At 57.0% G+C, this 13,004-nt stretch carries 11 protein-coding genes; 8 read left to right on the top strand and 3 right to left on the bottom strand.

The window, feature by feature from the left end:
• The first annotated feature begins 4 nt into the window (after positions 1–4).
• Entirely contained in the window at positions 5–784 is a 780-nt protein-coding gene (pstB, locus tag HMPREF1628_RS02085; protein WP_034507247.1) for a phosphate ABC transporter ATP-binding protein PstB, read from the top strand.
• Between the two features lie 89 nt (positions 785–873).
• Here pstB and HMPREF1628_RS02080 read toward each other — a convergent pair whose 3' ends face one another.
• The 3 genes from HMPREF1628_RS02080 to HMPREF1628_RS02070 are packed head-to-tail and all read right to left on the bottom strand — an operon-like array spanning position 874 to position 3,013.
• Entirely contained in the window at positions 874–1,329 is a 456-nt protein-coding gene (locus tag HMPREF1628_RS02080) for a septum formation family protein (RefSeq protein ID WP_034507244.1), read from the bottom strand.
• Positions 1,330–1,336: 7 nt separating this feature from the next.
• On the bottom strand, positions 1,337–2,389 hold the full coding sequence (locus HMPREF1628_RS02075; protein WP_034507242.1) for an inorganic phosphate transporter: 1,053 nt from the start codon (positions 2,387–2,389) through the stop codon (positions 1,337–1,339).
• 3 nt (positions 2,390–2,392) lie between these two features.
• A complete protein-coding gene (locus tag HMPREF1628_RS02070) occupies positions 2,393–3,013 on the bottom strand; it encodes a DUF47 domain-containing protein (protein WP_034507239.1) in 621 nt (206 codons plus the stop codon).
• A 338-nt stretch (positions 3,014–3,351) separates the two neighbouring features.
• On the opposite strand from HMPREF1628_RS02070, the gene HMPREF1628_RS02065 reads away from it, so the two are divergent.
• From HMPREF1628_RS02065 to ppdK, 7 genes are all read left to right on the top strand, one after another.
• Positions 3,352–3,927, top strand: a complete 576-nt coding sequence (locus tag HMPREF1628_RS02065) for an Lrp/AsnC family transcriptional regulator (RefSeq protein WP_052038772.1) — start codon at positions 3,352–3,354, stop codon at positions 3,925–3,927.
• Between the two features lie 249 nt (positions 3,928–4,176).
• A complete protein-coding gene (locus tag HMPREF1628_RS02060; protein WP_156956829.1) occupies positions 4,177–5,193 on the top strand; it encodes a hypothetical protein in 1,017 nt (338 codons plus the stop codon).
• Between the two features lie 97 nt (positions 5,194–5,290).
• On the top strand, positions 5,291–5,866 hold the full coding sequence (locus HMPREF1628_RS02055) for a heme-binding beta-barrel domain-containing protein (protein ID WP_034507235.1): 576 nt from the start codon (positions 5,291–5,293) through the stop codon (positions 5,864–5,866).
• A 2-nt stretch (positions 5,867–5,868) separates the two neighbouring features.
• On the top strand, positions 5,869–7,068 hold the full coding sequence (gene ygfZ, locus HMPREF1628_RS02050) for a CAF17-like 4Fe-4S cluster assembly/insertion protein YgfZ (RefSeq protein WP_034507233.1): 1,200 nt from the start codon (positions 5,869–5,871) through the stop codon (positions 7,066–7,068).
• Positions 7,065–7,493, top strand: coding sequence for a D-aminoacyl-tRNA deacylase (dtd, locus tag HMPREF1628_RS02045; protein ID WP_034507230.1), 429 nt, complete (start codon positions 7,065–7,067; stop codon positions 7,491–7,493). The genes ygfZ and dtd overlap by 4 nt, the downstream gene beginning before the upstream one ends.
• 91 nt (positions 7,494–7,584) lie before the next feature.
• Positions 7,585–10,050, top strand: coding sequence for an ATP-dependent Clp protease ATP-binding subunit (locus tag HMPREF1628_RS02040; protein WP_034507227.1), 2,466 nt, complete (start codon positions 7,585–7,587; stop codon positions 10,048–10,050).
• A gap of 207 nt (positions 10,051–10,257) precedes the next feature.
• Positions 10,258–12,960, top strand: coding sequence for a pyruvate, phosphate dikinase (gene ppdK, locus HMPREF1628_RS02035; protein WP_034507225.1), 2,703 nt, complete (start codon positions 10,258–10,260; stop codon positions 12,958–12,960).
• Positions 12,961–13,004: the final 44 nt, after the last annotated feature.

Below are 13,004 nucleotides of genomic sequence, written 5' to 3'. Positions count from 1 at the left end.
AACGATGGCTAAAGAGATCATTGTTGAGAATGAAGACATTTACTACGGCGATTTTTTGGCCGTAAAAGATGTGAATATGCGGATCCACGCGAAGTCAATCACCGCGTTGATTGGTCCGTCGGGATGTGGAAAAACTACGTTCCTCCGCACGCTTAATAGGATGCACGAGGTCGTCCCAGGCGCTCGCGTGACGGGAAGCGTGAAGGTTGGGGATAAGAACATTTACGACAAGGATGTGGATCCGGTTCAGGTTCGCCGTTCCATTGGCATGGTGTTCCAGCGTCCAAACCCTTTCCCGACGATGAGTATCCGCGAGAATGTTTTGGCGGGCATCAGGCTCAATAACAAGAGGATGCCAAAGTCGGATCAGGATGACTTAGTTGAAGAGTCCTTGCGTGGAGCTAATCTTTGGACAGAGGTCAAGGATCGTTTGAACAGCCCCGGATCTTCTCTTTCGGGCGGTCAGCAGCAAAGGCTTTGCATCGCGCGCGCCATCGCGGTTTCGCCCGATATTTTGCTGATGGACGAGCCGGCATCCGCGCTTGACCCCATCTCGACCCTCGCAATCGAGGACCTCATGATGGAGCTGAAGGATGACTACACGATCGTGATTGTTACTCACAACATGCAGCAGGCGGCGCGCGTTTCGGACCGCACGGGTTTCTTCAACCTGCGCGCGGCGGGCGAGCCGGGCGGCTTGGTGGAGATTGACGACACGTCAAAGATCTTCTCTAATCCAACTGAGAAAGCGACTGAAGACTACATTTCAGGACGCTTTGGATAGATTTTTCAAAAGGTAGAGGGCGAGGATTACATCCTCGCCCTCGCTTTATTGTGCTATCGGAATTTGCGGGTCGCGTTGGCGCGAATAAGCTACAGGCCGGAGTTTTCAAACGTGTTGGTAACCGGCGTGGGGCTGATAGCAACGCAAAGAAGCGTGCGGTCTCCTGCTTGATCCCAGCTTTCTGCGGTAGGCATCAGCGGGTAAATATCTAGGGTAGAGGTGCCGATTTCGCTTCCTACAAACGTTTTGAACTCGGCGGTGCAAAACTCAGATGCGAGGTTTTGAATGGCGTCCGTGCCGGGGAACTCGTCTCCGGTTAGTTCTTTTTCGGCATATACCTGGGCTTCGTGCTCGCTGGTGCAGGAAACCGTTATGACGGTTGCCAGTTCAAATCCTGCAGACAGCTCGGCGTTGTCAGGCAGGTCCAGACAGTTCCCCGCTTCGAGTTCGAGCGCCGAGGTGTTGGAACAGGCGGACAAAAGTAGCGCTAAAGCGAGGGCACCGCCAATGTAGCGGGGCTTCGCATTGTGGTTGAAGGTTCTCATCAGTTCTCTACGGTAACACTAGGTGCAGTAATCGGTAGATTATTGCTGCCACTGCGGCGGCCGCAGGGAGGGTGAGGAACCAGGCGATAACGATGTTTCCGGCCACGCCCCACCGGACGGCGGATAGTCGCTTGGTGGCGCCCACACCCATGATGGCCGAGGTGATGGTGTGCGTGGTGGAGATCGGAGCGTGCACTACGAATGCCGTGAAGTATAGGACGGTCGCGGATACGGTTTCGGCAACGAATCCGCGCGCCGGATCAAGCTCGATGACGCGGCGTCCGAGGGTGCGCATGATGCGCCAGCCGCCGGAATACGTGCCTGCAGAGATTGCGAGTGCCGCTGCGAGTTTAACCCACGTGGGGATGGTGAGCTCACCGTTCACGATCACGTTGTGGGTTTCGCCGTAACCACCTGCAAGGAGGGCCATGACGATGATACCCATCGTCTTTTGGGCGTCCTGGAGGCCGTGGCCAAGCGCCATTGCGGCAGCGGACACGGTTTGCGCGAAGCGGAACTTACGCATGGTTCGGTGGTAGGCGAAGTTGCGTACAAGGTACAGTGCGATCTGCATGATGATGTACGCCAGGAAGAAGCCCACGAGCGGCGAGAGGAACATCGGGATGATGACCTGCATGGTGATGCCGCCCCACAACACGGTGGTGGAGGACGCTAGGCCCGCGCCCACAAGGCCGCCGATGAGGGCATGTGAAGACGAGGACGGTAGCCCAAACCACCAGGTGATGAGGTTCCAGGTGATCGCGCCGATTAGTGCGGCCAGGATGATCCCGAGCCCGTGTAACTGCATGGTCGGGTCGGTAGAGATGGTGAAGTGTTGAATGTCGATGATGCCTTCACCGATAGTTTTTGCAACTTCGGTGCCGAGCAGGGCGCCAACGATATTCATGATCGCTGCCATGCCAAGTGCCGCGCGGGGCGTTAGCGCCCGGGTGGACACGGATGTTGCGATGGCGTTTGCCGCGTCGTGGAAGCCGTTGGTGTAGTCAAAGCCAAGCGCAATGACGATTACAACAACGACGAGGATGAGATTCAGATCCACCGCTTAGGACTCCTTGATCGCGATGGTCTCAACGCCGTTTGCGAGTGCTTCGAAGGAATCGATCGCTTTTTCGAGGACTTCGATGACGTCCTTCAGCTTGATCACTTCGAGGGCGTCGTGTCCGCTTTCGAAAAGTGCAGAGATGGTCTTCCTGTATGCCTGATCGCCGTCGTTCTCAAGGCGGTTGATTTCAACCCAGTAGTCGCGTAGGCCGCCAAGGGTCTTGAGACGAGGCATCGCTTGTGCGGTGAGGTCGCAGCAACGCTGGATGACGTTCAGTTGCTCTGCCACGCCGGGAGGGAGCACGCCAACCTTGTATAGGACGATGAGGTCACCGGCCTCGTCCATGTAGTCCATGCAGTCGTCGAGGCGGCTGGAGATGTAGGTGATGTCGTCGCGGTCGAGCGGAGTGACAAACGTTTGGTTGAGTCGCGCTGCAATCTCGTGGGTTACTTCGTCACAGGATTGTTCAAGCCGGTGTAGTTCGTCGCGAAGCTCGACGCGACGTTCCGGAGTTGCAGCGCTGATTTTTGCTAGTAGCTCAGCTGCAGATACCAAAAAAGTGGCTTGTTTGGTGAAAAGAGTGAAGAAGATGTTGTCGTCGTTGGACCTTGAAAAACGCACTTGTCATACTCCAATACGCGGTCGTTGGTCACATGCAAATTCAACATTAGTGTACTTTACCGATTTGACCTATTTCAGTAATCCGCCGTTTAACATTTTGTAACATTTTTAGGGTCCCAAAAGGGCGCATATAAGTTGTTTGGCCTTGAGATTAGGTGATTGTGCGGTGGTGCGTGATTCTATAGATTGCAATCTGTCGGTCACGGTCAAAGGTAAAACGAAGATAAAAGAACGTGAAGCTGGTGGACACTAGCGATGTTTTGAATCTCGCGGTATTTGTAGCAGTTTGTTTTATTATTCCTATGGTTTTAGACATTGTGTCTCGCTAGAATCGTCATATGAGCGGTGAGCATTCTAAAGATCCAGAATTCGAGTTGGATGAAACTTATTTGGAGATCCTTCGTCAGTTGCGTCGTGACTCGCGAATGTCTGTTGCGGCGCTTGCAGAGGCCGTGGGAATCTCTCGTTCAAATGCGTATGCGCGGCTAAATACTTTGGTTGAGGCCGGCGTTATTGAGCGGTTCACGATCGATATTAATCCGAGCTTGATTGGCAAGAAGGTGAGCGCATTCGTATTCGTCTCACTTGACCAGAGCAAATGGAAGCAGTTCGGTATGCAGCTTAGCGCCTTGTCAGAGCTTGACTATTACGCGGTGACTACTGGCGAGTATGACGTTATGTTGCGGTTGCGCGCTGACGATGTGCCCGGGATCCAGCATGCGGTGGTGGATGTCATTTCTCAATGGGAATGTGTACGCGACACCGAAACGGTGTTCTTAATGCAAGAGCAAGACAGCGATTTTGATTTGGCTCCGCAACAGGTTCAGCCCGCAACGCTTGATTTGCTTGGGGTTTTGAAATTTGAGTCAAATGCGGCGCGCGGTTTTCGCGATGGGTTAGGTGCAGGAGACTAGCGCTGCGAGCGGACATCAACGCAAAGTAAAAGACACCGAACCAAAATGCGCCTGTTGGCGCGAAGGCCGCTCGTAGCGGCAGAAGTTGGAGCCCGGGGCATAGTTGGTTCGGTGCCTATTTCAATACTAATGCATTTTGTGAACTGCGCACCTCAAAATGCCCCCGTAGTGCGCGTTGGTTTTGTTGGAGCGCGCCCGATTGCCTGTTGCGGTGGGGATTCTTAGTTGAAAGTGTGGGAGCATTTGGGTGTGGATGACAAGAATACGCAAGATCAGGCAAAGAACGATTTGGGCAAGCATAGGCGTGCTTCGCGCTTAGGCACGCCGGGTTTGTCAGCCCCGAAGGAGGGGGCGGATTCGTCTAAGTCTGCGCGCGTGTCTAAGAGCTTGAAGAAGGCGTGCGTGTCGCAGCGCCGCGCGGGAACGAAATCTCGCGGCAGGGCAGAGCAAATCTTGTCTATCCCCGCTCGTTATCTTTCTGCCACTATCGCTATTTTGCTGGCGGCGTCCATCGTGATTTCAAACCTGGTGTTCGACACCAGGACTGTGGTGATGCTTGTGATCGTGGTTGCGATAGTTGTCTTCGCGCGTGGTTGGGATGATCTGGTTCAAACTCCAGTGCGTTACACGTCGCTGGTGACGATCCTGATCGTCGGGATCGTCACGGTGATTGCCATTAGCGTAAGTGATGATTTTGCGTGGGCAACCGTAGGGCTTGGCATGGTGGTGCTGGTAGCGGCAGTCATGGAGGCCACCCGGCCACTTCCACGCACAGACCTCCTCCATTCACTATCGGCCTCGGTGTTTGGTGGATTTGTAGTGGTGATCGGTAGCGCTTGGGTGACGCTGTGCGAGTCAGAATTGTGGTCTGCCGTTATGGTCACCGCTGCGCTCGCATTCATTGTCACCATGGTGGGTAATCAGCTGGGCGCAAGCGCGGGGGCAAACGCGTTTTGGGCGCTGCTTCTGGGGCCGCTTAGCGCCGTTATGGTTACAGGTATTGCGCTTGTGGTTGGTGAGCCTGCCAGCCTGCTCTCTTTCGCATTAGCGAATACGTCGTCAGCCGTGCCGCCGCAGGTGTCGCTTTTGCTAATGTCCGCACTGCTAGGTTTGGGAGTGGGCGGCGTGATCGTGATAGTAGACATGCTGTTTGGTGAGCATAATTGCCGTATTTCCGAGGCAGGAGCGTTCGCCCGCGGGGCAATGAAGTTCCTGCTCGCCGTGATGCCTATCTACGTGATTGTGCGAGTGGGCGCTCTGCTCTAGCTCATCAGTGCCGGTTCTCTTTTGAGAACTTGGCGGCATGTGTGGGTTTGTCCGCACGCCTCAAACAATTGTCCGCACGCGGCTTTAGCCTGGGTACATGATCGTTATTCCGCAAAATCTTCCCAGTCAGGTTGCGCCCCTAACTTGGCTACTGGGCACGTGGGTTGGTTGGGGCACCCAGAGCTCGCCGGATGGCAGTAACTTGGTGACGTTTGAGTTTGATTGCCAGGTGGTGGGCGAGCAGGTGTCTACTCGCCTCGCTGTGTTTAACACGGATGCGGTGGTGGAGGTAGATGCGCAGGTAGGCGCGTTGGAGGGCATTGATTTGCTGCCCCGCTCGGGCGTTGCCAGTGAGGAAACCGCCTACTGGAAGGTGCTCAAAGACACCGATGGGGAGGATAACTATCTGCAGGTAACTTCCGCGTCCACGGACGGTATTGCCGGGCTTTGGGTGGGCAGGGTGCAGGGACCGCGTATTCGCCTGCTGATTGATACGGTTGTGCATAAGGAGGGGGCGCCGGCCGCATCGCTCGGCGAGCGGATGCTGGGCCTGGTGAACTCCGATATTTTCTTTAATGAGACTTTGAATACCGATAAGGGAGATTTCGTGGTCTCAGGCCGAGTGGCCCGCATTAAGGAAGCAAAACCGATCGAGACATTTGAGAAGGAATAGTGATGCGCTCTCCACTGCTTGATATGCCCGGGGCCGTGCCGGATGAGTTTGATGAGGATGTGCCGGCTCGCTTTGGTGATTGGAGCGGCGAGCAGTGGCAGTTGGAGGCGGGGCAGGCGCTTTCTGACCTCTCGGACTTAGGGGTGGTGCAGGTTTCGGGGCCAGATAGGCTTTCGTGGCTAACTACCATCTCGTCGCAGGTGGTGAATGCGCTGCAACCGGGGGAGTCTCGCGAGCTACTCCTTTTGGATCCGAATGGGCGCATTAGTTTTGCAGCTGGCATTGTGGATGACGGGCAGGTCGCAACGCTCCTCGTGGAAGGCGCGCAGGCGGGGGACTTAACCGAGTTCTTACAGCGCATGCAGTTCATGTTGCGAGTGGAAGTGCGCAACGTGACTAGCAAGATCGCGGTGGTTGGAAGCATCGTAAAGACGGGCGCGGATGATTTGCACCAGGTCGCGAGCCGGCCCGTAGCGGACTTGCCGGGCTACCTGTTCACATGGGTGGATCCGTGGCCGGGCGTGGCCGAGGGTGGGGCGAGCTACACTCCGCAGGATTTCGCCCATCCCGCGCAAGGGCGCACTCGAGCCCTACATGGCGTAGACCGAGAGCAGTTTGCACGGTTTGCGTCCGCGTGGGCCCAGCGCGGCAGTTGGGCTGGCCGCAACGCTTGGGAAGCCTTGCGGATCGAGGATTTGCGCCCGCGCTTTGGGCGCGAGGTAGATGATAAGACGGTTCCGCACGAGCTTGACTGGCTACGCACCGCAGTGCATTTGAATAAGGGCTGCTATTCGGGACAGGAGTCGGTGGCGCGCATCGTGAATATGGGGAAGCCGCCGCGAAGGCTGGTGCTGTTGCAACTTGACGGATCGCAATCGCGCGTGGTGAAGCCGGGTGCGGATGTGATGCTCAAAAGCCGAAAGGTTGGCCAGGTGACCTCGGTTGCGCGTCATGCAGATTGGGGACCGGTGGCGCTCGCGGTCATCCGCCGCGCGATTCCGCTGGACGTGCAGCTTGACGTGCAGACGAATGAGGATGAGGTCGCCGCGGCTCAAGAAGTGGTTGTGGATCCGCTGGGGCGCTCGTCGGCGTCGCCTAAGGAGAGGCCGGGCGAGGATCTTCGCAGGGCGCGCCGCGAAATGCCGGGTGCGGGCCATCCGGGCGCTCCGGGCGGTTTTGGTATTGGAGGCCGGTCACTGTGAGGGCTGTGATTCAGCGCGTTAGAGGAGCGTCAGTCTCCGTTGATGGCGAGGTCGTGGGTGCGATCACCGGTCAGGGGCTTTGCGTACTGGTTGGCGTGACGCATGATGATGGGCCGGCCCAGGTGGAGACGATCGCGCGCAAGATCGCTTCGCTTCGTATATTGGATGATGAGAAGTCTGCAACTGATGTGGACGCGCAGGTGCTGGTGGTTTCCCAGTTCACGCTCTACGGGGATGCGCGTAAGGGGCGGCGGCCCACGTGGCAGGCTGCAGCGCCGGGCGGTGTGGCGGAGCCTTTGGTTGCGGCGGTGGTTGAGCAGTTGCGCTCAAAGCACGGCCTGCATGTAGAAACAGGCGTGTTTGGGGCGGATATGCAGGTTTCGCTCACAAACGATGGGCCGGTGACGATACTCCTGGAGGCATGAGCCTGCGCGTTTCTCGCTTATGGTGAACAAACGCGATTTTATGTAGCAGTGCCTCTACTGTGTAGTTAGTAGATTCTTAGGAAGGCTGACTATGTTCGAGAGGTTTACCGACCGCGCTCGCCGGGTTGTCGTTTTAGCGCAGAATGAGGCGCGCGGACTCAATCACAACTACATCGGCACTGAGCATTTGTTGCTGGGTTTGATTGAGGAGGGCGAAGGCGTTGCTGCTAAGGCCCTGGAGATGACCGGGATTGAGCCGGAGGCCGTCCGGGCTACGGTTGTGGAGATGATCGGGAAGGGCTCTTCCGCTCCGGAGGGCACGATTCCGTTTACTCCGCGAGCGAAGAAGGTTTTGGAGTTCGCTTTGCGTGAGGCACTTCAGCTTGGCCATAACTACATCGGTACGGAGCACATGTTGCTCGGCTTGATCCGTGAGGGCGAGGGCGTGGCTACGAAGGTCCTCGTTGAGCTTGGCGCGGATTTGGGCCAGTTGCGTGAGACGGTTATCCAGTTGCTTCGCGGCTACCAGCGTCAGGCTGGGGGCGGGCGTGAGGCCGTGGGTGTGGGCGGTCCGGCGCGTGAGCCGCAGACAAATTCGGCGTTGCTGGAGCAGTTTGGCCGCTCGCTCACTAACGCCGCTCGCGAGGGATCGCTTGACCCGGTGGTTGGCCGCGTGCAAGAGATGGAACGCGTAATGCAGATTCTGTCGCGTCGCACTAAGAACAACCCGGTGTTGATCGGTGAGCCTGGCGTGGGTAAGACCGCGGTGGTTGAGGGTCTTGCTCAGGCGATTGTGCGCGGTGATGTTCCAGAGACCCTCCGAGATAAGCAGATTTACAGCCTCGATATGGGCTCGCTGGTGGCGGGTTCGCGTTACCGCGGTGATTTTGAAGAGCGCTTGAAGAAGGTGCTGAAAGAGATCCGCACACGCGGCGACATTATTTTGTTTATTGACGAGATCCATACGCTGGTTGGTGCTGGCGCAGCTGAGGGCGCGATTGATGCGGCTCAGATTTTGAAGCCTATGTTGGCGCGTGGTGAGCTCCAGACGATTGGTGCAACCACGTTGGAGGAGTACCGCAAGTACATTGAGAAGGACGCGGCTTTGGAGCGGCGTTTCCAACCGGTGAAGGTAGAAGAGCCCTCGGTTGAAGAGACCATCGCTATCTTGAAGGGACTGCGTGACCGTTACGAGGCCCATCACCGCATCATTATTTCGGATGAGGCTCTTGCGGCCGCGGCGCAGATGGCTGATCGTTACATTTCGGATCGCTTCATGCCGGATAAGGCTATTGACCTTGTGGATGAGGCTGGCGCGCGTATGCGCATTCGTCGAATGACGGCGCCGCCGGAGCTTCGCGAACTTGATGAGCGTATTTCTGAGGTGCGTCGCAATAAGGAGTCCGCGATTGATGATCAGGACTTTGAGCGCGCGGCCGCGCTTCGTGATGAGGAGAAGAAGCTGACGGAGCAGCGCGAAGAGAAGGAACGTTCGTGGCGCGCTGGTGATATGGACACGATTGGCGAGATTGGCGAGGCCGAGATCGCAGAGGTCCTGGCAATGTCTACGGGCATTCCGGTGGTGAAGCTAACCGAGGCTGAGTCACACAAGATTCTCAACATGGAATCTGAGCTTCATAAGCGCATTATTGGCCAGGATGACGCGGTGCGTGCTCTGGCACAGTCGATTCGTCGCACCCACTCTGGTTTGAAGGATCCGAAGCGTCCGGGAGGCTCGTTTATTTTTGCGGGTCCAACGGGTGTGGGTAAGACGGAGCTGGCGAAGGCTCTTGCCGAGTTCTTGTTTGGTGATGAGGACGCCCTGATCCAGTTGGATATGTCGGAGTTCTCCGAGAAGCACACCGCCTCGCGCCTGTTTGGCGCACCTCCGGGCTATGTGGGTTACGACGAGGGCGGCCAGCTTACTGAGAAGGTGCGTCGCCGCCCGTTCTCCGTGGTGCTGTTTGACGAGGTGGAGAAGGCGCACGCCGATATCTTCAACTCGCTACTACAGATTTTGGAGGAAGGCCGCCTGACCGATTCGCAGGGCCGCGTGGTTGATTTCAAGAACACGATCATCATCATGACCACGAACCTCGGTACGCGCGACATTAATAAGGGCGTGCTGACGGGCTTCCAGGCTACGGGCACGCAGGCGAATGATTACGATCGCATGAAGCAGAAGGTCAACGAGGAACTGAAGCAGCACTTCCGCCCCGAGTTCTTGAACCGCGTGGATGAAACGATCGTGTTCCCGCCGCTTCAGAAGGATCAGATCGTCAAGATCGTTGATCTGATGATCGCAAGGCTTGATGAGCGTATGCGCGAGCAGGACATGAAGCTGGAGATGACTGAGGCTGCACGCTTGCTGCTTGCCGATAAGGGATTCGACCCGGTGCTCGGCGCTCGTCCGCTACGTCGCGCTATTCAGCGCGAGATTGAAGACATGCTGTCTGAGAAGATCCTGTTTGGCGAAATCAAGAGCGGCGATACCGTGCGCGTTGATGCCGAAGGTGAGGAAGGCGAGCGCCACTTCACTTTCGCTCCGGTTCGCTAACGCAAAACTAGGTAGCAAAATAATGCGCGTGACCTCCCGGTATTAATGCCGGGAGGTCATTCTTGCATAAGGGGTGGGCATTTTTGCAGCGCTTCGGCTCAGTTAACGCAACTTGGCCCCAAGTTGTTACCCTTGAAGCAGTGTGCGAGCACTAGCCGCAATGGTGTGGCTATGTAGAAAATTGGTTATAGAAAGTAGAGGCCACGAATGGTCAAGTACGTCTACCGCTTCTCCGAAGGCGATAAGGACATGAAGGACTTGCTTGGCGGCAAGGGCGCAAACCTTGCTGAGATGACCAAGCTCGGACTCCCGGTTCCTCCTGGGTTCACGATTACCACGGACGCTTGCCGTGAGTACATGAAGCAGGGTGGCGTCCCCGCGGAGCTCGCGCCAGCAGTCACGGAGAATCTGGCTGCTGTTGAGGAGAAGATGGGACGCAAGCTCGGCGATCCGGACAACCCGTTGCTGGTGTCAGTTCGCTCCGGCGCTAAGTTCTCGATGCCGGGCATGATGAACACGGTGCTTAACATCGGTCTCAACGATGAGTCGGTGCTGGGGCTTGCAAAGGTTTCGGGTAACGAGCGTTTTGCGTGGGACTCCTACCGTCGCCTGGTGCAGATGTTTGGCGACACCGTGCTTGGCGTCGATGGAGCTCTTTACTTAGATGCGCTTGACCACATCAAGGAAAGGCGCGGCGTTCACTTTGACCACGAGCTTTCCGCAGAGGATCTGAAGGAGCTCGTCGCCGAGTTTAAGCAGATCACTAAGGAAGCTGCGGGCCGTGACTTCCCGCAGGATCCGCGCGAGCAGCTTGATCTTTGTATTGAGGCAGTGTTCCTGTCTTGGAACACGGAGCGCGCAAAGATTTACCGCCGTCGCGAACGCATTTCTGACGATCTGGGTACGGCTGTGAACGTTCAGACCATGGTGTTTGGCAACATGGGCGAGGATTCGGGCACGGGTGTTTGCTTCACGCGTGACCCCTCTACCGGCCACTCGGGTGTGTACGGCGACATTCTGATGAACGCCCAGGGCGAGGACGTAGTTGCGGGTATCCGTAACACGGAGCCTTTGGTTCAGCTTGCAACGCATGACAAGAAGTCCTACGACGAGCTGATTGCAATCATGGATAAGCTCGAGAAGCACTACCAGGATCTGTGCGATATTGAGTTCACGATTGAGCACGGCAAGCTGTGGATGTTGCAGACGCGTGTTGGTAAGCGTACGGCTGCCGCCGCGTTCCGTATCGCCACCCAGCTGGTTGACGAGGGCTTGATCGATATGGATGAGGCTCTTACTCGCGTGACGGGTGAACAGCTTACGCAGCTGATGTTCCCGCAGTTCGACGCGAAGGCTAAGAAGACCTTGCTGACGAAGGCTATGGCTGCTTCGCCGGGCGCTGCTGTTGGCGAGATTGTTTTCAATAACGAGGACGCCGTTGCCGCTGCTGCGGAAGGCCGCAAGGTCATTTTGGTTCGCCGTGAGACCAACCCGGATGACCTTCCGGGCATGGTTGCCGCAGAGGGTATTTTGACCGCTCGCGGTGGTAAGACCTCGCACGCGGCCGTGGTTGCTCGCGGCATGGGTAAGACTGCTGTTGTTGGCGCTGAGGAACTGGTTGTTAAGGAAAAGAAGAAGTTCATCCGGGTTGGGGACCAGGTTCTGCGCAATGGTGATGTGATTGGTATTGATGGCATGACCGGCGAGGTGTTCGTCGGTGATGTTCCGGTTACGGATTCTGCTGTGACCACCTACCTTGCTGAGGGGCTTGAGGCTGGTCTAGCAGCGGCCGCAGATGACGAGATGGTTGCAGACCTGATTAAGTCGGTGGACCGCATTTTGACGCATGCCGATGAGAAGCGCCGCCTCTCTGTCCGTGCCAACGCGGATACGCCAGACGATGCAGCTCGCGCGCTGAGCTTCGGTGCGGAGGGCATTGGTCTTTGCCGTACGGAGCACATGTTCCTCGGTGAGCGTCGCGCCCTGGTGGAGCGCGTGATTTTGTCACCTGCCGATTCGCAGGATCGCGCTGACGCTCTTGCAGAGCTAGAACGCCTCCAGTTTGCTGACTTTGAAGACATGCTTCGCGTGATGGATGGCCGGGAGATGACGGTTCGTTTGATCGACCCGCCACTCCACGAGTTCCTTCCGGACCTCACCCAGCTTGAGGTGAAGGCTGCGGTGCAGCGCGCCCAGGGCGAGGAACTTTCCCCCGAGGATCGCACGATTCTTGAGGCGGTTCGTCGTCTGCATGAGACCAACCCGATGCTCGGTACCCGCGGTGTTCGTCTAGGTATCTTGCTGCCGGGCTTGTTCGCACTTCAGATCCGCGCTCTTGTTGAGGCCGCGTTGAAGCTGAAGAAGGAGGGGTTGGATCCTCGTCCCGAGATCATGGTTCCTCTCGTTGGTTCGGTTCGCGAGTTGCACAAGGTTCGTGAAGAAGCTGAGGCTTTGATCCGTGCCGAGATTGCTGCCGCCGGGGTTGAGCACGACTTCCCGCTTGGTTGCATGGTTGAGCTTCCGCGCGCGGCTATCACCGCTGCTGACTTGGCTACCGAGGCTGACTTCTTCTCGTTCGGCACTAACGACCTCACGCAGACGGTGTGGGGCTTCTCGCGTGACGACGTGGAGGGCACGATCTTCCCGACCTACATCCAGGATTCTGTGTTCGGTGCCTCCCCGTTTGAGACCATTGACCAGGAGGGTGTTGGCGCCCTCGTTCGCATGGGTGCAGAGCGCGGTCGAAGCACTAAGCCGAACTTGAAGCTCGGTATTTGCGGTGAACACGGCGGTGACCCGGATTCGATCCACTTCTTCCACAAGACGGATCTGAACTACGTGTCCTGTTCGCCGTTCCGCGTTCCGGTAGCTCGTCTAGAGGCCGGCCGCGCAGCGGTAATGGAGGGCTAATCAGGGCTTCTAACGAGCTTAACTGACAGCTTCTTTGTAGTTGG

Source organism: Actinomyces sp. S4-C9 (genome assembly GCF_000758775.1).
In the GTDB taxonomy this organism is placed as follows: domain Bacteria; phylum Actinomycetota; class Actinomycetes; order Actinomycetales; family Actinomycetaceae; genus Gleimia; species Gleimia europaea.
The sequence above is the reverse complement of the archived record's forward strand: the minus strand, read 5'-3'. Positions and strand labels throughout refer to the sequence as shown.